This window comes from Ruegeria sp. HKCCA4812, assembly GCF_013034245.1.
GTDB lineage: Bacteria > Pseudomonadota > Alphaproteobacteria > Rhodobacterales > Rhodobacteraceae > Ruegeria.
Genome location: NZ_WQFQ01000001.1, coordinates 798,931 through 822,715 on the forward strand (window position 1 = coordinate 798,931; position 23,785 = coordinate 822,715).

The 23,785-nt window shown below is 57.1% G+C and carries 24 protein-coding genes and 1 tRNA gene; 18 read left to right on the forward strand and 7 right to left on the reverse strand.

Going from position 1 to position 23,785, the window contains the following annotated elements:
• Positions 1-171 precede the first annotated feature (171 nt).
• The 3 genes from alaS to GOW04_RS04000 all read left to right on the forward strand — a co-directional run bounded on the left by alaS (position 172) and on the right by GOW04_RS04000 (position 4,128).
• The gene (alaS, locus tag GOW04_RS03990; protein ID WP_171231614.1) at positions 172-2,844 is read left to right on the forward strand and encodes an alanine--tRNA ligase; all 2,673 of its coding nucleotides are present in this window, start codon (positions 172-174) and stop codon (positions 2,842-2,844) included.
• Position 2,845: 1 nt separating this feature from the next.
• Entirely contained in the window at positions 2,846-3,133 is a 288-nt protein-coding gene (locus GOW04_RS03995) for a DUF1330 domain-containing protein (RefSeq protein WP_152458023.1), read from the forward strand.
• A 371-nt stretch (positions 3,134-3,504) separates the two neighbouring features.
• Positions 3,505-4,128, forward strand: a complete 624-nt coding sequence (locus tag GOW04_RS04000) for a transglutaminase-like cysteine peptidase (RefSeq protein WP_254430056.1) — start codon at positions 3,505-3,507, stop codon at positions 4,126-4,128.
• 74 nt (positions 4,129-4,202) lie between these two features.
• Here the strand turns inward: GOW04_RS04000 and GOW04_RS04005 are convergent, their stop codons facing one another.
• The 6 genes from GOW04_RS04005 to GOW04_RS04030 form a co-directional block, all read right to left on the reverse strand.
• On the reverse strand, positions 4,203-4,760 hold the full coding sequence (locus GOW04_RS04005; RefSeq protein ID WP_171231615.1) for a hypothetical protein: 558 nt from the start codon (positions 4,758-4,760) through the stop codon (positions 4,203-4,205).
• A gap of 298 nt (positions 4,761-5,058) precedes the next feature.
• A complete protein-coding gene (gene typA, locus GOW04_RS04010) occupies positions 5,059-6,876 on the reverse strand; it encodes a translational GTPase TypA (RefSeq protein ID WP_152458021.1) in 1,818 nt (605 codons plus the stop codon).
• A gap of 76 nt (positions 6,877-6,952) precedes the next feature.
• Positions 6,953-7,288 carry a multidrug efflux SMR transporter gene (locus tag GOW04_RS04015; protein ID WP_152458020.1) on the reverse strand — a complete coding sequence of 112 codons (336 nt, stop codon included), beginning with the start codon at positions 7,286-7,288 and terminating at the stop codon, positions 6,953-6,955.
• A gap of 379 nt (positions 7,289-7,667) precedes the next feature.
• Positions 7,668-8,831, reverse strand: a complete 1,164-nt coding sequence (locus GOW04_RS04020) for an HD family hydrolase (protein WP_171231616.1) — start codon at positions 8,829-8,831, stop codon at positions 7,668-7,670.
• Positions 8,828-9,073 (reverse strand): hypothetical protein, encoded by a 246-nt coding sequence (locus GOW04_RS04025; protein ID WP_152458018.1) that lies wholly within the window; start codon positions 9,071-9,073, stop codon positions 8,828-8,830. The genes GOW04_RS04020 and GOW04_RS04025 overlap by 4 nt, the downstream gene beginning before the upstream one ends.
• Positions 9,073-9,726 carry an alpha/beta hydrolase gene (locus tag GOW04_RS04030; protein ID WP_152458017.1) on the reverse strand — a complete coding sequence of 218 codons (654 nt, stop codon included), beginning with the start codon at positions 9,724-9,726 and terminating at the stop codon, positions 9,073-9,075. Before GOW04_RS04030 ends, GOW04_RS04025 begins: the two co-directional genes overlap by 1 nt.
• Before the next feature lie 181 nt (positions 9,727-9,907).
• Between GOW04_RS04030 and GOW04_RS04035 the strand changes: the two genes are divergently transcribed.
• The 11 genes from GOW04_RS04035 (at position 9,908) to GOW04_RS04085 (ending at position 18,520) form a co-directional block, all read left to right on the forward strand.
• On the forward strand, positions 9,908-10,366 hold the full coding sequence (locus tag GOW04_RS04035) for an Rrf2 family transcriptional regulator (RefSeq protein WP_171115867.1): 459 nt from the start codon (positions 9,908-9,910) through the stop codon (positions 10,364-10,366).
• A 50-nt stretch (positions 10,367-10,416) separates the two neighbouring features.
• Positions 10,417-11,460 carry a cysteine desulfurase family protein gene (locus GOW04_RS04040; RefSeq protein WP_171231617.1) on the forward strand — a complete coding sequence of 348 codons (1,044 nt, stop codon included), beginning with the start codon at positions 10,417-10,419 and terminating at the stop codon, positions 11,458-11,460.
• A gap of 18 nt (positions 11,461-11,478) precedes the next feature.
• Complete coding sequence (gene sufB, locus GOW04_RS04045) at positions 11,479-12,999, forward strand: Fe-S cluster assembly protein SufB (protein ID WP_152458014.1); 1,521 nt, start codon at positions 11,479-11,481, stop codon at positions 12,997-12,999.
• Positions 12,999-13,202, forward strand: coding sequence for a hypothetical protein (locus GOW04_RS04050; protein WP_152458013.1), 204 nt, complete (start codon positions 12,999-13,001; stop codon positions 13,200-13,202). Before sufB ends, GOW04_RS04050 begins: the two co-directional genes overlap by 1 nt.
• A 49-nt stretch (positions 13,203-13,251) precedes the next feature.
• Positions 13,252-14,007, forward strand: coding sequence for a Fe-S cluster assembly ATPase SufC (gene sufC / locus GOW04_RS04055; RefSeq protein WP_152458012.1), 756 nt, complete (start codon positions 13,252-13,254; stop codon positions 14,005-14,007).
• Positions 14,007-15,287: a SufD family Fe-S cluster assembly protein gene (locus tag GOW04_RS04060; RefSeq protein WP_171231618.1), complete on the forward strand. Its 1,281-nt coding sequence runs from the start codon at positions 14,007-14,009 to the stop codon at positions 15,285-15,287. Before sufC ends, GOW04_RS04060 begins: the two co-directional genes overlap by 1 nt.
• Positions 15,287-15,772, forward strand: coding sequence for a YIP1 family protein (locus tag GOW04_RS04065; protein ID WP_171231619.1), 486 nt, complete (start codon positions 15,287-15,289; stop codon positions 15,770-15,772). The genes GOW04_RS04060 and GOW04_RS04065 overlap by 1 nt, the downstream gene beginning before the upstream one ends.
• Positions 15,769-16,335: a YIP1 family protein gene (locus tag GOW04_RS04070; RefSeq protein WP_171231620.1), complete on the forward strand. Its 567-nt coding sequence runs from the start codon at positions 15,769-15,771 to the stop codon at positions 16,333-16,335. The genes GOW04_RS04065 and GOW04_RS04070 overlap by 4 nt, the downstream gene beginning before the upstream one ends.
• A 12-nt stretch (positions 16,336-16,347) precedes the next feature.
• Positions 16,348-17,568 (forward strand): cysteine desulfurase, encoded by a 1,221-nt coding sequence (locus GOW04_RS04075; RefSeq protein ID WP_171231621.1) that lies wholly within the window; start codon positions 16,348-16,350, stop codon positions 17,566-17,568.
• A 77-nt stretch (positions 17,569-17,645) separates the two neighbouring features.
• Positions 17,646-17,722 (forward strand) — tRNA-Arg (locus GOW04_RS04080).
• Positions 17,723-18,148: 426 nt separating this feature from the next.
• A complete protein-coding gene (locus tag GOW04_RS04085; protein ID WP_171231622.1) occupies positions 18,149-18,520 on the forward strand; it encodes a hypothetical protein in 372 nt (123 codons plus the stop codon).
• 55 nt (positions 18,521-18,575) lie between these two features.
• On the opposite strand, the gene GOW04_RS04090 is transcribed toward GOW04_RS04085, so the two are convergent.
• The gene (locus tag GOW04_RS04090) at positions 18,576-19,145 is read right to left on the reverse strand and encodes a DUF882 domain-containing protein (RefSeq protein WP_152458006.1); all 570 of its coding nucleotides are present in this window, start codon (positions 19,143-19,145) and stop codon (positions 18,576-18,578) included.
• 417 nt (positions 19,146-19,562) lie between these two features.
• Here GOW04_RS04090 and GOW04_RS04095 point away from each other — a divergent pair, with 417 nt between their 5' ends.
• From GOW04_RS04095 to GOW04_RS04110, 4 genes are read left to right on the forward strand one after another with little or no spacing between them, the layout of a single operon-like run.
• Entirely contained in the window at positions 19,563-21,104 is a 1,542-nt protein-coding gene (locus GOW04_RS04095) for a murein L,D-transpeptidase (RefSeq protein ID WP_254430057.1), read from the forward strand.
• Positions 21,105-21,138: 34 nt separating this feature from the next.
• Positions 21,139-22,230: a UDP-3-O-(3-hydroxymyristoyl)glucosamine N-acyltransferase gene (gene lpxD, locus GOW04_RS04100; RefSeq protein WP_171231624.1), complete on the forward strand. Its 1,092-nt coding sequence runs from the start codon at positions 21,139-21,141 to the stop codon at positions 22,228-22,230.
• 32 nt (positions 22,231-22,262) lie between these two features.
• On the forward strand, positions 22,263-22,520 hold the full coding sequence (locus GOW04_RS04105; RefSeq protein WP_152458003.1) for an acyl carrier protein: 258 nt from the start codon (positions 22,263-22,265) through the stop codon (positions 22,518-22,520).
• A 9-nt stretch (positions 22,521-22,529) separates the two neighbouring features.
• On the forward strand, positions 22,530-23,738 hold the full coding sequence (locus GOW04_RS04110) for a beta-ketoacyl synthase (protein ID WP_171231625.1): 1,209 nt from the start codon (positions 22,530-22,532) through the stop codon (positions 23,736-23,738).
• The last annotated feature ends 47 nt before the right edge of the window (positions 23,739-23,785 follow it).

Consider the following 23,785-nt stretch of genomic DNA (forward strand, 5'->3'; position numbering starts at 1 on the left):
TCGCTGACGGGGTGCGGTACGTTCCCGACCCGAGGCGCTGTGTTGAAAATACATGAACAAGGCGGTCCCCGGGCCGCCTTGTTTCGTTCGGACACGCCTCAGCTGTGGACACTCGTTTGACAGGGGGATAAACCTGCGGGGACCAAGTTTTTTGTGCGCCGAGAGAGCCCTATGCCAACCCTGAACGACATCCGATCGACCTTTCTGAACTACTTTGAAAAACAGGGGCATGAGGTCGTGGCGTCCAGCCCGCTGGTGCCGCGCAACGACCCGACGCTGATGTTCGTCAATTCGGGCATGGTGCAGTTCAAGAACCTGTTCACCGGATTGGAAACACGTGACTACAAGCGCGCCACCACGGCGCAGAAATGTGTGCGTGCCGGCGGCAAGCACAACGATCTCGACAATGTGGGTTACACGGCGCGCCACCATACATTCTTCGAGATGTTGGGGAACTTCTCGTTTGGTGATTACTTCAAACACGAAGCGATCCCATTCGCGTGGGAATTGATCACCAAAGAATTTGGGATCGATAAGAACCGCCTGCTGACAACGGTCTATCATACCGATGACGAGGCGTTTGAAATCTGGAAAAAGGTCGGTGTTCCCGAAGACCGGATCATCCGCATCGCCACCAGCGACAATTTCTGGCAGATGGGCCCGACCGGCCCCTGCGGCCCGTGTACCGAGATCTTCTACGACCACGGAGACCACATCTGGGGTGGTCCTCCGGGCTCTGCCGAAGAGGACGGCGATCGGTTCATTGAAATCTGGAACGTCGTCTTCATGCAAAACGAGCAGTTCGAAGACGGCTCGATGGTCGAGCTTGACATGCAGTCGATTGATACGGGCATGGGGCTCGAGCGGATCGGTGCATTGTTGCAGGGCAGCCATGACAATTATGACACCGATCTGTTCAAGGCACTGATCGAGGCATCGGCCGATGCAACTGGCGTGGATCCTTACGGGGATCAGAACGTGCACCACCGCGTGATCGCGGACCACCTGCGTTCGACTTCGTTCCTGATTGCTGATGGCGTGATGCCCAGCAATGATGGCCGCGGCTATGTTCTCCGCCGCATCATGCGTCGTGCCATGCGTCATGCGCATCTGTTGGGTGCCAAGGATCCGGTCATGCACCGGCTTGTCCCGGCATTGGTACAACAGATGGGCGGTCACTATGCCGAGTTGACCCAGGCACAGCCATTGATCGAAGAGACCTTGTTGCTTGAAGAAACGCGTTTCAAGCAGACGCTGGACCGGGGGTTGAGGCTGCTGGACGATGAGGTGTCCAGCCTTTCCGAGGGTGCGCCTTTGTCCGGTGAAGCGGCATTCAAACTGTATGACACCTACGGTTTCCCACTGGACCTGACACAGGATGCGCTGCGTGAAAAAGGCCGGACAGTTGACACCAAAGGCTTTGAAACAGCGATGGCCGAACAAAAGGCCAAGGCGCGGGCTGCCTGGGCCGGGTCAGGTGAAGCCGCGGATCAGGCGGTATGGTTCGATGTTCTGGACAGCGCCGGGGCGACCGACTTCCTTGGCTATGACACCGAGAAAGCCGAAGCTCAGGTTGTGGCACTGGTTGTCGACGGTGCCTTGGTTGACAAGATCGAAGCGGGCAACAGCGGCTGGGTCGTGGCGAACCAGACGCCGTTCTATGGCGAAGCTGGTGGCCAGGTGGGCGATACTGGCGAGTTGCGGCGTCTTGAAGATCGCGATCACCTCAGCCGGGTGGAGGACACCAGAAAATTCGCGGATGGGAAGGTCTATGCACATAAGGTGACGGTCGTCAGCGGTGCCGTGTCAAAAGGCGATTCTGTCGAGCTGGAAGTCGATCATGCGCGCCGCACGGCAATCCGGGCCAACCACTCGGCCACCCACTTGCTGCATGAAGCGCTGCGGGAAAAGCTGGGCGACCATGTGGCGCAGCGCGGCTCGCTGAATGCGGCGGATCGTCTGCGGTTCGACTTCAGCCATTCCAAAGCGCTGAGCCTGGAGGAAATCCAGAAGATCGAACGTGAGGTGAACGGTTTCATCCGCCAGAACTCGGCTGTCGAGACACGGGTCATGACACCGGATGACGCGCGCAAACTGGGCGCGCAGGCACTGTTCGGCGAGAAATACGGTGACGAGGTGCGTGTTGTTTCGATGGGCAAGGCACCTACGGGCAAGGGCCATGATGGCGAAACCTGGTCTATCGAACTGTGCGGCGGCACCCATGTGCGCCAGACGGGTGACATCGGCACCTTTGTCATCCTGGGCGACAGCGCAAGCAGTGCCGGCGTGCGCCGCATCGAGGCACTGACCGGGGATGAAGCTTTCCGTTACCTTTCGGCACAAGATCATCGTCTTGCGCAGGTGGCGTCGGAATTGAAGGCGCAGCCGGATGATGTGGTGGCCCGCGTGAAAAGCCTGCTGGAGGAACGCAAGTCATTGCAAAACGAAGTGGCGCAACTGCGTCGAGATCTGGCGATGGCCGGCGGGAGCGGGCAGGGCGGCGGTGCCGAAGCGCGTGATGTGAACGGCGTTAAGTTCATAGCGCAGGCCCTCAGCGGGGTGTCCGGCAAGGATCTTCCGGCATTGATCGACGAACACAAGGCGCGTCTTGGGTCGGGGGCTGTTCTGCTCATCGCGGATACAGGCGGCAAGGCCGCTGTTGCGGCTGGCGTCACCGAAGACCTGACAGGAACCGTTTCGGCAGTCGATCTGGTCAAGGCCGCCGTGGTGGAATTGGGCGGCAAGGGCGGCGGCGGTCGCCCGGACATGGCCCAGGGCGGTGGTCGGGATGCGTCGAACGCGGATTCGGCGATCAAGGCCGCAGAACAGGTTTTGGGAGGGTAAGTTGGCTGCACTTTGGATTGCACATGTGACGGTGACCGATGCTGAGGCTTATGGAAAATATGCCGAATTGGCCGGGCCAGCCATTGCCAAGCACGGGGGCACTTTCATCGCCCGTGCGGCGCGTTACGTTCAGTTGGAAGGCAAGGAACGGCCACGCAACGTTGTTGCCCGTTTCCCGTCGCTTGAAGCGGCTGTCGAATGCTACAACTCGGATGACTATCAAGAAGCATTGAGTCATGCGCGCGACGCCAGTGAACGTGAATTGGTTGTGGTTGAAATCACGGAGTGAACGTCTGCGTTCACGAAGTGTAGCGCGGTTTGCCAGGTAAACGGGCAGCCAATAGGCAATCATTGGCTTATACCACCACACGGCCAAGGGAACTCAGCCCGTCAACAGGGGGCTGGGTTTATTTTTGCATTATTTCAATCACTTGTCAGGCCACGCTGTCGCGGACTTGCGCGATCGGCGCCCGAATTGTGGCTGCGTCACCTAAATTCTTGCGCAAAATGGTCAGATTGACGGACGAATTTCCGCCCTTTTTCCCCTTCAACTTTTTAGGTGATTGCTTGGGAAGGGTTGTTCGCGGATAGTTTCACGAATCGGAATGCGACCCTGTTTGACGTGCAATCGTACGAAGAACATCGGATTGGGGTACAGGCATGAAACACTTCACAAATCTGGCCAAGCGGTTTGGTGCAAGACTTCTGCCGGTTTCAGTGCGGGCTTTCAGCATCAGTTGTTTGGCCGTTTGCACCATCGCCATGGCCCCTGTCGCACATGCGTCCGGGAACGGGTTTATCCCAAGTGTCGCGTCCTCGCCGCCTCCGTCAGGAGCCATCAACCTGTGTGCTCAGTACAAATGGGCCTGCGCAGGAAAACGATCCGTATCCATGTCCAGCCAGCAAGAACTGAAGGTTGTCGAACAGGTAAATCGGCGCGTGAACAGATCGACGCGAGAAGTCACCGATCAATCTCAGTACAAGATGACTGAGCGTTGGGCGCTTCCGACAGCCAGGGGTGGCGATTGCGAAGACTTCGCGCTGTTGAAGAAAAGGGATTTGATCCATGCCGGCGTCGATCCAAGTAAACTGTTAATCGCTACGGTTCTGGACACGCGTCGGGTGCCTCATGCGGTGCTGGTGTACCGCTCTTCAAACGGTGATTTGGTTTTGGACAACCTCACAAACCGTATCAAACCCTGGACAGCGACGCGGTATCTGTTTCTTCGTATGCAAGACCCGAACCGGCCCGGACGTTGGGTTGGTGTGTACGGCCATAGCTGAGGAAACCTGAAAGTCTTTTTGACAAACTGAATACCGGTGCAATCGTATCTTGCACCGGTAATATTGCTTCCCAATTAGAACGTTTCGCCGCCACCTTCGTTTTCGCCGCCGCCTTCGTTTTCGCCGCCGCCTTCGTTTTCGCCGCCGCCTTCGTTTTCGCCGCCGCCTTCGTTTTCGCCGCCGCCGCCAGAGCCGCTGCCTTCGCCCCCTCGGCCAGTGCCACCGCCGCCGGTGCCGCCGTTTTCACCGCTTGTGTCGCCAGATCCACCGCTTGAACCGCCGCCTCCTCCGAAATCCGGGCTGCTGTCGACTGTCTCATCGGACGGACCATCTCCGGATCGCTGATCACTTGCGCCGATCGAGGCCGTGGGAAAATCAGAAAGCAAGTCTGCAAGTGGTGTACATTCAGCTCCGACACGCGCCAGAATTTGATCGAAATCGTGCCGGCGTTGAATGTATCGGATCATACCCGATGTCACAGCGTCGCACTCACATAACACCTGTGCGGATGCTGCGGATTGTCTGGCTGTTTGAACGGTGCATGTTCCGGCTGCGAAAGCTTCACCCGTAGGCGAAAACAAAAATGTCGTAGCGACAAAATACAGCGGGATATTGCGGGACCGGATACTCATGTGGAACTCCTCGAAACTCGATACTTTACTACGTGTTCATATGAACCACCGAAGCGAGTGTGTTTATGAACGACGTCACACAACTGGCACATTTTCACCTTAAACGGGTCTCAATCACAATATGTGGATTGGGGGAGTGATAGAGAATTAATGCAACCTAAAGAAGAAAAGCTTCTCTTTTCAATTGAAAACCGGGCTTAGTGCCCGGTTGTCTGTTTTTCATCTTTTGTCCGTTTGGACGCAAAATTGCCACACTTGGGCAATTGTTTCCGATTGCGGCAGCGGTCTGCCGGGTAAATCAGGCCGACTTGGCCATCCGCTTGCGCTCGTGCGGGTCAAGATAACGCTTGCGCAAGCGCACCGCATTCGGGGTGACTTCGACCAGTTCATCGTCGTCAATATAGGCAATTGCCTCTTCCAACGAGAACTGAATATGCGGCGTTAGACGAACCGCATCGTCCGAGCCACTGGCGCGTACGTTTGTCAGCTTCTTGCCTTTCAGCGGGTTCACTTCCAGATCATTGTCACGAGAATGCTCGCCAATCACCATGCCTTGATAGACATCCGTTTGAGGACCGACAAACATCCGGCCACGCTCCTCTAGGTTCCACAGGGCATAGGCCACGGCTTGGCCATTTTCCATCGAGATCAGAACACCCGCCCGGCGGCCCGGGATCGGGCCTTTGTGCGGCGCCCAGCCATGGAACACGCGGTTCAGAACGCCTGTGCCGCGGGTGTCAGTCAGGAATTCGCCGTGATAGCCAATCAGGCCACGGGACGGTACGTGCGCGATGATGCGGGTCTTGCCTGCACCTGCCGGGCGCATCTCGACCAACTCACCTTTGCGGGCCCCGGTGATCTTTTCGATCACGGCGCCCGAGTATTCATCGTCCACGTCAATGGTGACTTCCTCGATCGGTTCCAGCCGCTGGCCGTTTTCTTCACGGAACAGAACCTGAGGGCGCGAGATGCTGAGTTCGAACCCTTCACGGCGCATGTTCTCGATCAGAACACCCATCTGCAATTCGCCGCGGCCCGCAACCTCGAAAGCCTCGCCACCGGGAGTGTCAGTGACGCGAATCGCGACATTGGATTCGGCTTCTTTCATCAGGCGATCACGGATGACGCGCGACTGAACCTTCTTGCCGTCACGACCGGCCAACGGAGAATCGTTGATACCAAAAGTTACGGTGATCGTCGGCGGGTCGATGGGCTGTGCAGGCAGGGCTTCTTCGACCTGCGGAGCAACCAGAGAATCTGCCACGGTGGCTTTGCTCATGCCGGCGATGGTGACGATGTCACCGGCTTCGGCCACATCGATAGGTTGCTGAGCCAGCCCGCGGAATGCCAATATTTTTGAGGCGCGAAAGTTTTCGATCAACGATCCGTCACGGCTCAGGGCTTTCAGGCTGTCGCCAGCTTTCAATGTGCCGCTTTCCACACGACCCGTCAGAATGCGGCCGATGAATGGATCGCTGCCCAAAGTGGTGGCCAGCATCCGGAACGGCTCGCCCTTATGCGCGATCTGTTTCGGGGCAGGAACGTGATCGACGATCAGATCAAACAGTGCGCTCAGGTCCTTGCGCGGGCCGTCCAGCTCCATATCCGCCCAGCCGGAACGGCCTGAGGCATACATGGCCGGGAAGTCCAACTGATCATCATCGGCACCGAGGTTTGCGAACAGGTCAAAGCATTCGTCAAGTGCGCGGTCAGGTTCCGCATCCGGTTTGTCGACCTTGTTCAGAACCACGATCGGGCGCAGGCCCAGCGCCAACGCCTTCGACGTCACGAATTTGGTCTGCGGCATCGGGCCTTCGGCGGCGTCAACCAGCAGGACAACGCCATCGACCATGCTGAGGATACGCTCGACCTCACCACCGAAATCGGCGTGGCCGGGGGTGTCGACGATGTTGATGCGTGTGTCTTTCCATTCGACCGAAGTTGCCTTGGCCAGAATGGTGATGCCACGCTCGCGCTCCAGATCGTTGCTGTCCATGGCGCGTTCCGCCACGGCCTGGTTTTCCCGGAACGCGCCGGATTGTTTGAGCAGCTCATCCACCAGGGTCGTCTTGCCGTGGTCCACGTGAGCGATGATTGCGATGTTGCGCAGGTCCATGAGAGGTCAGCCTTTGAACGGGAAGTTGCCGCGCGCATAGCGCGGCGCGACAAAATATACCAGCCCTAACCGATGATCAGTGACCGGCAGTCTTGGAAAAGAGGTGAATGATCAGGATTCCGGACAAGATCAACGTCAACCCCAGGATCGCAGGCCAATCCAGCCTTTGGCCGAACACGATGAATCCGATCACGGCGATCAGAAAGATGCCCAGACCGGACCAGATCGCATAAACGATACCGACAGGCATGTATTTCAGCGTCAGCGCCATGAGGTAAAATGCGAGTCCGTACCCTACGACCACAAGGACGGACGGCCAGAACCGGGTGAATTGTTGACTGGCCTGCAAGGCCGTGGTGCCAATGGTTTCCGCAACAACAGCCAGCATCAGATACAGATACGCTTGGGGCATTTTGATCCTCGAAACAGGAAAGATACCCTCGCGTTGAGCATGAAACCGAAGGGGTGGGCAAGGCGATTTTTTGGGTCTGAGGATATGAGAATACCATCTGAGGTCAGGTATACCTGACTATTCAGAGAATCGAATTGGTGTAGTCTTCTCAACGTATTTTATGATTTGTTATTGAGTTTTGAGTTATGACGACATTTTCGAAATCCGTAATATTTGCTGCGGGTCTGATAGTGGCGATTGGGTGGCTTGCTGACGGGGGGTCCGTCGAAGTTGAAGCAGCCAACATGGTTCAACAGTTTGATGGTAGTAGTGTTTTTTAAGCGCCACGTAGAGCTTAGCAGGGAAAAAGGAGCCGTCGGGCTCCTTTTTTCTTTTCTGCTTAGTGGTGTACAGCCTCGACGCTCTGGAAGTGTGCAGCCAGTTGCGGTTGCAGCCAATCCCACAGCCCGGGAGAACCTGCTGCAATCGCAGGCTGAACGCGTGCCTCAAGCTGGGCATATGTTACCTTGTAATCGACCCACGATCCGCCACCGGTTTCCAGATTGGTGACAGGTGTCTGAAAACGATCAACGGCTTTGGCGAATCTGGCGTCGGGGCTGTCTGCCGCTTCAAACTCATGCCACAATGTCGTGAAGGTGTTGCATTGCGTGTCGGGCAGCAACCCGAACAAGCGCTTGGCCGCCGCTTGTTCCTTGGCTGCTTGCGCTGCGTGATCGACCTGCCCGTGGATCGGATTGTCGCCAGCGTCGATTTCAACGATATCGTGCAGCAACAGCATTTGAAGGACCCGATCAACACTGATCCCTGTGGGCGCATTTTCAGCCAGGACCCAGGCGTAGAGCATGATGTGCCACGAGTGTTCTGCCGAGTTTTCGAAACGATCACCCGCCATCAGCCGCGAGGCACGGAGAACAGACTTCAGCTGATCAGCTTCGGTCAGAAACGCCAGCCGTGTCGTAAACGCGTTGGCCTGCGTATCTGCACCAGCCAGCAGGTTTGCGGCGTGCTCGTAGGCCAGTGAAAAAACCTGTTCCAGATAGGCGGCGCGACCGCCTTCGAGATTTGAACGCGCTATGTCCACGTGATCCGGATCTGGGTTCGGGGCACAAAGAACCTGAAACAGTGGCTGACAACGATCCAGAACCTTTGCAAACCGGGCGTCGGCGGTCTGATCCTCTTCAAATTCACGCCAGACAGCGTGAAACGCATCGGCCTGATCCTTTGGCAAAAGCCCAAACAGTTCTTTGGCTGCAGCTTGCTCAGCTTTGGCAACCAAGTTCCAGTCAGTCTCAAGGTGGATTGGATGGTCGCCGACAACAATTTCAACCAGGTCATGCAGCAACAGCATGCGTATGACCCGATCAATCGAGACATCCGGCCCTGCCAACGGGGCCATGACAAGGGCCCACAAGGCCAGATGCCAGCTGTGTTCTGCCGAATTTTCGGGTCTGGACCGGTCAAGCAGGACATTTGCCCGCTCGACCATTTTCAGTTCGTCGGCCCGTTTCAGAAACGCGATTTGCGCCGACATACGGTCGGTCATTGCTTTTCGATCGCCTTCTGCTTTGCACGATGCGCAGACAAGCGTTTGATCACGAACTGCCTGGCTTTCCGCTCAGCCAACCGAACACGAATTTCCGTCAGAAACGCCTCTTCCAGAGACTGAGACGCGGCCCCGAGCACTTCACCAACTTCGACAAAGAACCTGTCTTCGCCCGTCTCATCCATAACCTTCATCGTATCTTCGGCCAGTTTGGCGGCAAGAGATGTGATGGTGTCGGACATCAGCGGGTGTTCTCGGTCAGGCGGCGTTTCACATAGTCGCTGACATTGGTGATCAGCGTGTCCATGTGACGATCCTGAAAAAAGTGATCTGCACCTTCCACTTCGGTGTGCGTGATGGTGATTCCCTTCTGCTCGTGCAGCTTGTTCACCAGCGAGGTCGTGTCAGCCGGTGGCGCCACCCTGTCAGCCGTTCCGTTGATGATCAGGCCGGAAGACGGGCAGGGGGCAAGGAACGAAAAGTCATACATGTTTGCAGGGGGCGATACACTGATGAACCCCGTGATTTCAGGGCGGCGCATCAGCAGCTGCATACCGATCCACGCACCGAACGAAAAACCTGCGACCCAGCAGTGTTTCGAATTGTTGTTCATCGATTGCAGGTAGTCCAGCGCCGACGCCGCATCGCTCAGCTCGCCCACGCCCTGATCATACTCGCCCTGGCTGCGACCGACGCCGCGGAAGTTAAAGCGCAACACGGTGAACCCCATGTTGTAGAAGGCATAGTGAAGATTGTAGACCACCTTGTTGTTCATGGTCCCGCCGAACTGAGGGTGCGGGTGAAGCACGATGGCGATCGGTGCGTCTTTTTCCTTTTGCGGGTGGTAGCGGCCTTCCAGGCGGCCTTCGGGTCCGGGAAAAATCACCTCGGGCATGTGTGCTTTGGTCCTGTCTTTTTCGTACCGATGCCCGGATATACTTGACGATAATCGTCGGGCACCTTAGAACGGTTCTAATTATGTTGCTTGGCGCATACCAGCGCTGTCAGTCGGAGATACGCACTGGCAACGTCGGCGTCAATGATTTCGCGCAAATCCTGCTGAAAGGGGACATGGAATGAAGCTGTCGACCAAAGGGCGTTACGCAATGGTCGCCCTGGCGGATATTGCGCTCCAGCCGACGGAACGACTGGTGACGCTTGGGGAAATCTCCGAAAGGCAGGACATTTCGTTACCATATCTCGAGCAGCTCTTCGTCAAACTGCGCCGGGCGGACATGGTGTCTTCCGTGCGGGGGCCCGGCGGCGGGTATCGACTGGCACGCCCGGCATCTGAAATTCGTGTCGTCGAAATTCTGGCGGCCGTGGACGAAACCGTTGATGCGCTGCAAAAAGGGGCCGGAGCGTCCGGGGCCTCGTCCGGCAGCCGCGCTCAATCATTGACCAATCGGCTTTGGGAAAGTCTCAGCGCGCATGTCTATGTGTTCCTGCATCAAACCCGTTTGTCAGATGTGATCAAGAACGACCTCGCCCCGTGCCCGGCCGTTCCGAGCCTGTTTTCCGTTGTAGATGAATGATCTGAACGGGCGGGATATGAAATGAAGTCTGTCGGCAAAAAGATGTATCCATGAAACGTGTTTATCTGGATCACAATGCAACAACGCCGCTGCGCTCCGAAGCGAGGGACGCGATGATTGCCGCGATGGATGTCTGCGGCAATCCCTCGTCGGTTCATGCGGAAGGTCGGGCCGCCAAAGCTCTGATCGAGCGCGCCCGGGCCCAGGTTGCATCGGCCTTTGGGGCGGATGGGGCGGATATCGTCTTTACATCTGGGTCAACCGAAGGTGCGGCGTTGGCATTGTCGGGGCGCCAATTGCACGGCGCGGCGATTGAACATGACGCTGTAAGAGCTTGGATCAAAGAGGATCTTACGGTTTCCGAGGCCGGAGACGTGCAGGTAACCGCGCCTGAAATGTCGACATTGCAACTGGCAAACTCAGAGACGGGGATGGTTCAAACACTGCCGTCCGGCCTGGCCGTGACAGACGCCACACAGGCTTTCGGCAAGCTGCCCGTCGCGTTCAACTGGATGAATGCACAAATGGCCTTGGTCTCGGCGCATAAACTGGGCGGTCCAAAAGGTGTCGGCGCCGTTGTGATGCAGCGCGGAACCGATCTGGCGGCGCAGATCAAGGGGGGCGGCCAGGAAATGGGCCGCAGGTCAGGAACCGAAAATGTCATTGGTATCGCGGGGTTCGGCGCCGCAGCTGAGGCTGCGATGCGGGATCTGGCCAATGGCGTTTGGGAGCAGATCGAAGAATTTAGAAATATTCTAGAAAACGCTCTTGAGGCCGCTGTAAAATCACCTATTTTTGTCGGGAAAGGGCGGCAACGCCTGCCGAACACCCTGTGTTTTGCTGCGCCCGGGTGGAAGGGCGAAACCCAGGTTATGCAAATGGACCTGTCGGGATTTGCGGTCAGTGCGGGCTCTGCCTGTTCCAGCGGCAAGGTTCGTTCCAGCGCGGTGCTTACCGCCATGGGATTTGACGAGGAAACGGCCAGCAGCGCAATCCGCGTATCGCTGGGACCTCGGACAACGGAAGAAGATGTGCTGCGTTTCGCCGAAACGTGGCTTGAGAAAGAGAAAAAGCATCGCGCGCGCGCCGCGTGATCTGACGGAGGGTAAGTTATGGCCGCTTTGGACCAGACCCAGGTGAAAGAGGGTGTCGATCAGGAAACCGTGGATGCGGTGCGTGAGGTCGGAACCTATAAATACGGCTGGGACACGGACATCGAAATGGAGTACGCGCCGAAAGGTGTGAACCCGGACATCGTTCGTCTGATCTCGGAAAAGAATGAAGAACCGGAATGGATGACCGAGTGGCGTCTGGCCGCGTTTGAGCGCTGGACCAAGATGGAAGAACCGAAATGGGCCATGGTCACGTATCCCGAGATCGATTTTCAGGACCAGTATTACTATGCGCGTCCGAAATCGATGGAAGAGAAACCCAAATCGCTGGACGATGTCGACCCCAAGCTGCTGGCCACTTACGAAAAGCTTGGTATCCCTCTGAAAGAACAGATGATTCTGGCCGGCGTCGAAGGTGCTGAGGATGCTCCGGCCGAGGGTCGCAAGGTTGCTGTGGACGCGGTGTTTGACTCGGTGTCCGTCGGCACGACTTTTCAGGCCGAGCTGAAAAAGGCCGGTGTGATTTTCTGTTCGATTTCCGAAGCGATCAAGGAACACCCTGAGCTGGTCAAAAAGTATCTGGGCACTGTGGTTCCGGTGTCGGACAACTTTTACGCGACATTGAACTCGGCGGTGTTTTCGGATGGGTCCTTCGTCTACATTCCGCCCGGTGTCCGCTGCCCGATGGAGCTGAGCACCTATTTCCGAATCAACGCCGAAAACACGGGCCAGTTCGAGCGCACTCTGATCATCGCTGACAAAGGCTCGTACGTGTCCTATCTGGAAGGCTGCACCGCGCCCCAGCGCGACACCGCGCAGCTGCACGCGGCCGTGGTCGAGATCATTGTCGAAGAAGACGCCGAAGTGAAATATTCGACCGTTCAGAACTGGTTCCCCGGGGATGAGAACGGCAAGGGCGGGATCTACAACTTCGTGACCAAGCGCGCCGATTGCCGGGGCGACCGGTCCAAGGTGATGTGGACGCAGGTCGAAACCGGCTCGGCCGTGACGTGGAAATACCCGTCCTGCATCCTGCGCGGCAACGAAAGTCAGGGTGAGTTCTATTCGATCGCGATTGCCAACAACTATCAGCAGGCCGATACCGGCACCAAGATGGTTCATCTGGGCAAGAACACAAAGTCGCGCATCGTGTCCAAGGGCATCAGTGCGGGCAAGGCGCAGAACACCTATCGCGGTCTGGTCTCGATGCACCCGAAGGCCAAGGACAGCCGCAACTACACCCAGTGTGACAGCTTGCTGATCGGCGACAAATGCGGCGCGCATACGGTTCCATATATCGAGGTCAAGAACAACTCGTCCCGCGTTGAGCATGAGGCGACGACATCCAAGGTGGATGACGATCAGCTGTTCTATTGCCGTCAGCGCGGCATGGATGAAGAAGAGGCCGTGGCTTTGGTGGTCAACGGGTTCTGCAAGGACGTTCTGCAAGCACTGCCGATGGAGTTCGCCATGGAAGCGCAGCAACTGGTGGCAATCTCGCTGGAAGGGTCGGTTGGCTGATGACGCGGGCGTCACGAAGCGGCATCCGGAAAGAAGACGTGCTGACCTGGCTGGGTTACGCGTTGCCGGTTCTTGGCGGTCTGCTGGGTATGGCGTACGTCAACATCAACCACATGGAATTCATCAACCCGGTTTGGGCGGTTGGCGGAGGGGCGATCCTGGGCTGGATCGTCGCGCGTCTGATCCGCAAGTTGCTGGGATAAGAAGGTTTCGGGGCCACGGTGCCCCCTGCGATACGCAAAAGGATAAAAAATGCTGGAAATCAAGAATCTGCACGTAAAGCTTGAAGAAGAAGACAAGCAGATCCTAAAGGGTGTGGACCTGACGGTTGAAGCCGGCAAGGTACACGCGATCATGGGGCCGAACGGGTCAGGCAAGTCAACACTCAGCTACGTGCTGTCGGGCCGCGACGGGTACGAAGTGACCGAGGGTTCCGCCACGCTGGATGGCGAGGATCTGCTGGAGATGGAACCGGAAGAGCGCGCCGCTGCCGGCGTGTTTCTGGCCTTCCAATACCCGGTCGAAATTCCGGGCGTGGGCAACATGACCTTTCTGCGCACCGCCGTGAATGCACAGCGCAAGGCGCGGGGTGAGGACGAGCTGTCCGCCGCGGATTTCCTCAAGGAAGTGCGTGCCAAGGCCAAGACGCTGAAGATCGACGCGGATATGCTCAAGCGTCCGGTCAATGTGGGCTTCTCGGGCGGTGAGAAAAAGCGCAATGAAATCCTGCAAATGGCCATGCTGGAACCCAAGATGTGCATCATGGACGAAACCGACTCGGGTCTGGATGTGGATGCGATGAAATTGGTCGCCGAAGGTGTGAATGCGCTGCGCGATGAAGGTCGCGGGTTCCTGGTCATCACCCATTACCAGCGCCTGCTGGATCACATCAAACCCGACGTCGTGCACATCATGGCCGATGGCCGCATTGTCAAAACCGGAGGCCCAGATCTGGCGCTTGAGGTTGAAAACAACGGTTATGCCGACATTCTTGCCGAGGTGAACTGATGGCCTTGCCCGAAGTCAAACAATCCGCGACCGAGGCCCGGCTGTCTGCCTTGACCATGCCCGACGCGGGATGCACCCGCGCCGCGCGCGAAGACGCGCTGGCCCGTGTTCTGGAAACTGGTCTGCCCGGACGGCGTGACGAATATTGGAAATACACTCAACCGGACACTCTGGTCTCGCCAGACGCGCCTCCGGCTGCGGTGTTTGCCGATGACGAGCCGTTGATGTTCAGCGGACTCGACCGGCTGAACATCGTCTTCGTGGACGGTGAATTCAGCGCCGAAGAGTCGGACGACCTGACGCTGGAAGGCGTGACCATCGACCGGCTCGAGGATATCTGCTGCAAGGACATTCATTGGGCGAAAGACCTGTATGGCGTGCTTGAGACGCGCGGTCAGTCTCCGGTCCAACGTCCGCTGGCGGCGCTAAATACGGCCTTTGCGTCGGATGGTGTGGCCATTCATGTCACCGGCAAACCGTCCAAATCGATCAACCTGATCTATCGTCATGCGTCGCCGACCTCGGATGCGATCCTGCACCACGTCATTCGCGTGGAAAGCGGGGCCGAGGCCACCATACTGGAAACCGGCCCGGCTGCGTCACGCTTCAACAAATGCATGGAGATCGACATCGCCGACAAGGGCACGCTGCACCATGTGCGCGCGCAGGGCAGGGACCATGAACGCCGGGCCGCGACCCATATGTTCACCCGTCTGGGTACGGAGTCTGTCTATAAATCCTTCACTTTGACAGTGAATGGAGTGCTGACCCGCAATGAGCAGGTCGTTGAGCTGACAGGCGATGACGCGGTCGCCCATGTGGCCGGAGCCTGTGTTGGCGATGGCGACTTCCATCATGACGACACGGTTTTCATCACCCATGATGCGGTGAACTGCGAAAGCCGTCAGGTGTTCAAGAAAGTTCTGCGCAACGGGGCGACGGGCGTGTTTCAGGGCAAGATCCTCGTGAAGGAAGGCGCCCAGAAGACCGACGGTTACCAGATCAGCCAATCGCTGCTTCTGGATGATGACAGCCAATTCCTCGCCAAGCCCGAGCTTGAGATCTATGCCGATGACGTGGCGTGTTCGCACGGCTCGACCTCGGGTGCGATCGACGAAACCGCGCTGTTCTATCTGCGGTCCCGTGGCGTGCCGGTCAAGGACGCAACCAACATGCTGACCTTGGCCTTTCTTGCCGAAGCGGTGGATGAGATCGAAGACAGCGCCTTGGCGGAAGAGATCGTAAGCCGTCTGGAAGGGTGGCTGGCGCGTCGTAGCTGATGGCCGTCTCGTCTGACATATTGGCCACATACCGGGGGCCGGGGCGCGTGGTGCGCCGGCTTCTTGAAATGGGTCAGCGGGAAGACAGGGCGCTGGTGTTTGTCATGGCATTTTGCGTTGTGGCCTTTGTCGCGCAAATGCCCAGCCTTGCCCGCAAAGCGCATCTTGAAGGCGTCGAGCTGAACATGCTTTTGGGCGGCGCTTTACTGGGGTCGGTGTTCATACTGCCGTTGTTTTTCTACACGCTGGCGCTGATTTCCTATTGGGCAGCGCGGATGGCGGGCGGGCAGGGCACTGCTTATGGCGCACGACTGGCCCTGTTCTGGGCGTTGTTGGCATCCGCCCCCCTGGTCTTGTTGAATGGTCTGGTTGCCGGGTTCATCGGGCCCGGGCCCGCTTTGACAATTGTGGGTGTCGTCTGGGTTGCTGTTTTTGTCTGGTTCTGGTTATCCGGTCTGAGACAAGTACAAAGGTCCGCTGCATGACTATCAATTCCCTCGGCGCTCTGGCGGTTCTGACGATCAGAAGCCCCGACCAAGCCGCCCGCCAGCTGTTGTCCCTGAAACCGGGGCGGGAAGGGTTGTGGTTGGCCTTTGCGCTGGCAGTGGTTTTGAACTGTCTCGTGCAGTTGGGAATCGATTTGTCGGTGCCTGTGCCGCAAGGTCAAATCGCACCACCGCCCGAAAGTGTCCCAGTTGTTTTGCTGCGATCCGCCGGAGCGATGCTGCTGAGCATCCTCGCGTTCTTCGTCGTTGGAAAAGCGATAGGCGGCAAAGCAAGCTTTGACAATCTGATGGTCCTGACGGTGTGGTTGCAGTTCCTGCAAATCGTCGCCCTGGTCATGACCCTTATTCTAAGCCTGACGATGCCGTTTCTGATGATGATGATGCTGTTCGCGACGGCGATCCTGAGCCTTTACATCACGCTTCATTTCCTGAACGAAGCGCATCAATTCGGATCCCTTTGGAAGTCTTTCGCCGTAATTCTGTTGTCAGCCCTGATTGCGGTTCCCTTCGTCCTGTATTTAACACCGGCCGCGCCTGTCTAGGAAAACCGTATCATGTATGATGTGCAGAAAATTCGCTCTGACTTTCCGATCCTGTCACGTCAGGTGAATGGCAAGCCGTTGACCTATCTGGACAACGGTGCGTCTGCTCAAAAGCCTCAGGTCGTCATCGATGCGGTGACCCGTGCCTATTCCGAAGAGTATTCGAATGTTCACCGTGGATTGCACTATCTGTCCAATCTGTCGACCGAGAAATACGAAGCTGTTCGGGGGACCATCGCCCGTTTCCTGGGGGCATCGAACGAGGATGAGATCGTTCTGAATTCCGGAACGACCGAAGGGATCAATCTTGTTGCCTATGGCTGGGCCATGCCGCGCCTGGAAGCCGGGGATGAGATCGTCCTGAGCGTCATGGAGCATCACGCCAACATCGTGCCCTGGCATTTCCTGCGGGAACGGCAGGGCGTTGTTCTGAAGTGGGTGGATGTGGACGCTGACGGAGGGCTGGATCCGCAGGCGGTGATCGATGCGATCGGCCCGAAAACCAAACTTGTGGCCGTGACGCAATGTTCCAATGTTCTGGGCACCGTTGTGGATGTCAAAGCCATCACCGAAGGTGCACATGCAAGGGGCGTCCCGGTGCTGGTTGATGGCAGTCAGGGTGCGGTGCATATGCCGGTGAACGTGCAAGACATCGGTTGCGATTTTTACGCCATCACCGGCCACAAGCTGTATGGTCCGTCGGGGTCGGGTGCGATCTACATCAAGTCCGAACGCATGGCCGAGATGCGCCCCTTTGTCGGTGGCGGTGACATGATCAAAGAGGTCAGCAAGGATCAGGTGATCTACAACGACCCGCCAATGAAGTTCGAGGCCGGAACACCCGGCATTGTCCAGACCATCGGCCTGGGCGTTGCGCTGGAATACATGATGGATTTGGGAATGGACAACATTGCCGCCCATGAATCCGGCCTGCGGGACTATGCGATGCAGCGCCTGAACGGTCTCAACTGGCTTCAGGTTCAGGGCACGCGGCCAGACAAGGCAGCCATCTTCAGCTTTACGCTGGACGGGGCCGGCCATGCCCATGATGTCTCCACGATTCTGGACAAAAAAGGGGTTGCCGTCCGCGCCGGGCATCACTGTGCGGGTCCGCTTATGGATCACCTGGGCGTCACGGCGACCTGCCGTGCCAGCTTTGGTCTCTATAACACGACGGATGAGGTCGACACACTGATCGAAGCGCTTGAATTGGCGCATGATCTTTTCGCCTGATTTTGGTTTCAAAGAGGGTGCAACAATCACGATTTTCAGTTGCACCCGGATTGGAACAAGGTTAGCTAACGGCCAAGGCACCTGTAGCTCAGCTGGATAGAGCGCTGCCCTCCGAAGGCAGAGGTCAGAGGTTCGAATCCTCTCAGGTGCGCCACCATCGCCATATTTCTAAGGCTTTTTGGCAAAACAGGAACTTCTGCGCCGAATTGGAAGAAGTTCGCGGGCCACATGGCCGTCGCTAATGAAGAACAAGGGTCCTGCGCTGGTCCGAGGATATGCCGCAGAATAGCGTCATTCAACATCTGACCGGCCAGAAATTCTTTTGCTTTCGCGTTTTCGGTTTCCAGCGCCCGAAGCATCTTGGCTTCCAACAGTTCCAACCCGCATCTGCTGTTGAAACTACGAAAGGTGCCCTGGCTGATCCCCTCTCGGGATATTTTCAACGCGAATACCCTTTCGGGCCATGGATAGTGTCTGCACGCCTCCGTTTTTCGCCCGCTTGCCACCACCCTATTAATCCTGACAATCAATTTGAGGCTTACCCCCTCAAGCAGTGGTTTTTTTGATGTAAACTTTCCGAATGAGACTGGCGCGCGTCAGCTCAAATGGAGGAAGGAATGTGAAAGTCATCTCTTCAAATAAGAAGCTGATAATCGTTGTCGTGATTGTAGCACTATTGGGTAGCGCGATTACCGGGGTTTCAGCTTCAAGCGTTTTAGGATGGATCGTGGTCGCCGTAATTCTGGCGTTTATCCTTGGAAAGCTGACCGATGATGAAGAACCCGAAAGCGATGATGATTCAGAAAGCGACAATGCTTCCGGTTCCAGTGTTCCCGCTGACGTCGGCGATGAAAAGTCTCGTGAGACCAGCAATTCCACTGCGGCGACAGCATCCGCCAATGACACCGGAGGCGGTGATGCCGGTGGCGGAGGGGGAGACGCGGGGATGTAACTGGCCGCCCCAGTCAAACCCCTGTCATATAAGCCGAGATCGTAAAGTCGCTGTCTTAGCCGCGCCAGGTGCGGACGACACCGCAGTCCATATGCACGAAATTGGACCCGTAATATTGACCTACACCGCCGGCCCGGCATGACATAGCAGCCTTAGCCATCTGCGAGACGGAGCGGGAAGACAGGCGCAGGTCTGCCGCTTGTCCCTTCATGTGAAGCGATTTCCGGGCGACGCCGCGAGAGCGGGCGCGGAGCATGGCATTGGTCTGGGGGGAGCGATAGCCCGACAGCAACATGTAAGGTTCGTTGACATCCAGAAGGTTGTGTGATGCCGCCATGATATCAATCGTGCGTAAATCGATGGATTTTACGTGATCCGTGCGCCAATCGCGCATGAAATGGTTCACTTCTTTGACAGCGTCCTTGATATATTTACCATCGACCCAATAAATCATGTCCAACCGTTCGCCCGTGCGACCGGAATACATGCGAATGCGACGGATATCGCCGCCGCCGCGCAAAAAGCCTGCTGCTTTGGAGTAGGTGGGTGCTGCTGCGACTGCTGTTGCTGCAAACGCACCCAATAGGGCACGTCGGGTCAAGCCCGAGGAACTGCTCTTGGTCATTTTGGTTCGTCCCGTACTGTTCCTGCCTGCGCACGATGTTACGCGCGCTGTCTTAATTTTTTCCCATCCCAGATGCGGAATTTATGACACAATCGGATTCGACGGCCAAGAAGTGTTTCATAGTCACCTTTTCAAGGGGGAATTTTCGGCAGATTTTTGCGCAAATGTCACAGCCGAGCGCAGAATATTTGCAAGTGTGGGCTACGCATCACCGGGCCGATGCAAACGCGCATCAGGCGACAATAGAAGCAATTCGGTAAGGAATTTGTGAATAGACAAGTCTGCGCAGTCAAACTCATAGTTGTTCGACGCACGTATCACCAACCAAGCCATTGATTCCAAGGCCATCCAATGCTTTTTGTTTTCCGAACCCGTACCAGTATCCTGCTTGCCGCCTGTTTTGCGGCCACTGCCAGTATGGCAAACACCACTTCTGAACCTGCGCACAACACGGCGTTTCAGATGGCCGTTGCAGAACATACCCCACGGGAATCGCAGATCGCAGAGTTTTACCGGACAAACGGGTTTTCGCCGATTTGGGTGGGTGAATCCGATGAGCATATGCAACGCCGGGCCGCATTGATCCAGGCACTGTCACATGCGCATCTGCACGGTCTGCCGCAGGCTGATGCCACTGTTTCATCCTTGATTCAGAAAATGCAGGATGCACGCTCGACACGCGACCTTGGCGCCGTTGAGGCTGAACTGAGCAGGGTTTTCGTGGATTTTGCCGACGCATTGTACTCGGGTTTTCTTCGGCCCGGAAACATCGACGAAGGGCTTGTTCGGTCGGTGGATCGTCGTAGCGCGGCCGAGCATCTGAACGCCCTGAACACACATGGCGCCGCGTATCTTGCGCAATTGGCTCCTCAAACCCGTCAGTACCGGGCTCTGATGAAGCAGAAACTGGCGCTACAGGATTTGGTAGAACAAGGCGGTTGGGGGGCGACTGTCCCGGAAACCAAGCTGGAATATGGTGATACCGGGCCCAATGTCGTGAAGCTTCGCAATCGGCTGGTGTTGATGGGCTACATGAAATCATCGGCCAGCCCGTCTTTCGACGCCGCGCTGCTGGAAGGGGTCAGGGCCTTTCAATTCGCGCATGGATTGGAACCCGATGGCGTTGCAGGCAAGGGCACGATTGCTGAGTTGAATCGCCCCGCCGTGGACCGGCTCAAGGCTGTTTATGTCGCTCTGGAACGAGAGCGCTGGCTGCCTCGGGATCGCGGCGCGCGTTATATTCTTGTCAACCAGACAGATTTTTCGGCAAAGATCGTGGATGACGGGCAAGTCACGTTTGAAACCCGTGCGGTGATCGGCAAGAACACGCATGATCGCCGCAGCCCAGAGTTCTCGGATGTGATGGAACATATGGTGATAAACCCCAGCTGGTATGTTCCGCGCTCGATCATCACCAAGGAATACCTGCCGAAGCTGAAAGCCAACCCCAACGCGGTCGGTCATATCCAGATCACGGACAGCAGGGGGCGGCAGGTCAATCGCGGGGCGGTTGATTTCAATCAGTTCACCGCGCGAAGCTTTCCTTTTGCGATGCGCCAGCCGCCCAGCAAAAGCAATGCTTTGGGGCTGGTCAAGTTCATGTTCCCCAACAAGTACAATATCTATCTGCATGATACGCCTCAGAAAAGCCTGTTCGCGCGTGAGGTTCGGGCGTTCTCGCACGGCTGCATCCGACTGGCACAGCCTTTCGAGTTTGCCTATGCATTGCTGGCCAAACAGGAAGAGGACCCCAAAGCATTCTTCCATCGTGTTCTGAACACGGGAAAGGAAACCAAGGTCGATTTGGAACAAAAAGTTCCGGTTCATCTGATCTATAGAACGGCATATGTCGGGCCAAAAGGCGAGGTGCAGTATCGCCGCGATGTCTATGGCCGGGACCGCAAGATTTGGGAAGCCCTGCAAAAGGCAGGGGTGGCCCTGCCGGACGTTCAGGGTTAAGCACAGGGCAAATCCTGCCAAAAGGAAGCCCGAGATGCAGTTTACCATTCAGCAAATCGCCGACGCTTTGGGTGCCGAATGCCAAGGCGATGGTGGCCTGACGATCGTGCGGGCGGCCGAGCCGGGCGATGCCGGACCAACAGATCTGGCCATGGCCATGTCCCCGAAATACGCCGAAGCGCTTTCGAAAGGGGAAGCTCGCGCCGCCGTTCTGTGGGAAGGCGCGGATTGGCAGGCAATGGGGTTGCGAGCGGCCATTTTCGTGAAGCGTCCGCGCATGGCGATGGCGGGGATCACCGCAATGCTGGATCGCGGGCAAGGGATTGAACCGGGCATTCACCCTTCCGCAGTGATCGATCCAACGGCCGAAATTGGACCAGATGTGGCGATAGGACCTCTGACTGTTGTTGGTGCTCGGGCGCGAATAGGTTCGGGCTCGGTCATCGGTGCACACTGCGTGGTGGGAATGGACGCCATTCTTGGCGAACAGGCCCTGTTGCGCGAAATGGTCAGCATTGGCGCGCGCGCGCAAATCGGGGATCGGTTCATCGCGCAACCCGGTGCAAGGATTGGCGGCGACGGGTTCAGTTTCGTAACGCCCGAGGTCTCTGGCGCTGAGCGCGCCCGCGAAACGTTGGGTGACCAGGGGGACGCCAAGGCCCAAAGCTGGCTTCGTATTCATTCTTTGGGCGCGGTTGAGATTGGTGACGATGTCGAGGTTGGCGCCAATTGCACCGTCGATAATGGAACCATCCGCAACACGCGGATCGGTAACGGCACCAAGCTGGATAATCTTGTCCATGTCGGACACAACACCCGCGTCGGGCGGGATTGTCTGCTGTGCGGTCAGACGGGTGTGTCCGGCTCGGTCGAGATCGGCAACAACGTTGTTCTGGGTGGCCAGACCGGAGTGGTCGACAATATTTTCATAGGGGACGGCGTCATTTCGGGTGGGGGCACGAAGATTCTGTCAAATGTGCCCGCCGGGCGCGTCATCATGGGGTATCCGGGCATCAAAATGGAGACCCATACCGATGTCTACAAGGCGCAGCGGCGACTGCCCCGAATGGCACGCGACGTTGAGGCACTGAAAAAGGCTGTTTTCAAACAGACCCCAAGCGATTAAATCATCGTCAAACTGAAAATCAGGGGATCGACATGAGCATCAGCGACCGCGTCATCGCAATCATTGCAGAGCAGGCCGTGCTGGAGCCATCGGATGTGACGCCCGAAAGCACGCTGGAAGATCTGGGAATCGACAGCCTTGGTCTGGTCGAAAGTATTTTCGCCATCGAGGAAGAGTTCGACATTTCAATTCCGTTCAACGCCAACGAACCCGAGGCCAACGATTTTGACATATCCAATGTCGCTGCGATCATTGCCGGGATCGAAAAGCTCGTGTCGGAAAAGGTCTGACTGACGCTCATGAAACGTGTTGTCATTACCGGCGCAGGTACGATCAATTCACTGGGCCATTCGGTTCCTGACACCCTGGAAGCCATGCGCGAAGGCCGTTGCGGCATCTCGGAACTGGAATTTCGGGATGTTGATCGGTTGGCCATCAAAATCGGCGGGCAGGTTCGCGGCTTTGAGGCTGAAGGTAGGTTCAACCGTCAGCAAATGTCGTTGTATGACCGGTTCACTCAGTTCACTCTGACCGCCGCCAAAGAGGCCATCGATCAGTCCGGCATCGAGTTTCACGGAGAGTTGGCCGCAAAATCAGGTGTTGTTTTGGGGACCGCCGGCGGTGGCGTATCGACCTGGGATGACAATTATCGCTCGGTTTATGAGGACGGAAAGAACCGGGTACACCCGTTTGTTGTTCCCAAACTCATGAACAATGCGGCGGCCAGCCATGTTTCTATGGAACACAATCTCAAAGGCCCCAGCTTCACCGTGTCGACCGCCTGCGCGTCGTCGAACCATGCCATGGCACAGGCCTTTCAGATGGTCCGAAGCGGCATGGCCCCGGTCATGATCACTGGCGGATCCGAATCCATGTTGTGCTTTGGAGGCGTCAAAGCCTGGGAAGGGTTGCGCGTCATGTCCAAGGATGCGTGCCGACCGTTCAGCGCCAACCGCAACGGAATGGTACAGGGCGAAGGGGCCGGGGTCTTTGTTTTCGAGGAATACGAACACGCCCGCGCCCGTGGCGCCGAGATCATGTGCGAAGTCGTTGGTTTTGCCATGTCGTCGGATGCGGCCGATATCGTGATGCCCAGCAAGCAAGGGGCTTCAAGGGCCATGTCAGGTGCATTGGCCGACGCCAGATTGAATGCAAGCGATGTGGGTTATATCAACGCGCATGGCACCGGGACGGCCGCGAATGACAAAACCGAATGTGCCGCTGTGGCGGATGTTTTTGGGCCCCATGCTGACGACCTGATGATATCGTCGACCAAATCCATGCATGGTCACCTGATTGGTGGAACCGGTGCGGTGGAACTCTTGGCATGTATCATGGCGCTGCGGGACGGTGTTATTGCACCCACCATCGGATACGAGGAACCCGATCCGGAATGCGCGCTTGATGTTGTGCCGAACGAGGCTCGGGAAGCCAAAGTTGACGTCGCGCTCAGCAATGCGTTTGCTTTCGGCGGGCTGAACGCGGTTTTGGCGTTGAAGCGGATTTGATCCGCGAAGCGCCGCCGCAATCGGTGCGGCGGCGCAATCGTAAACGC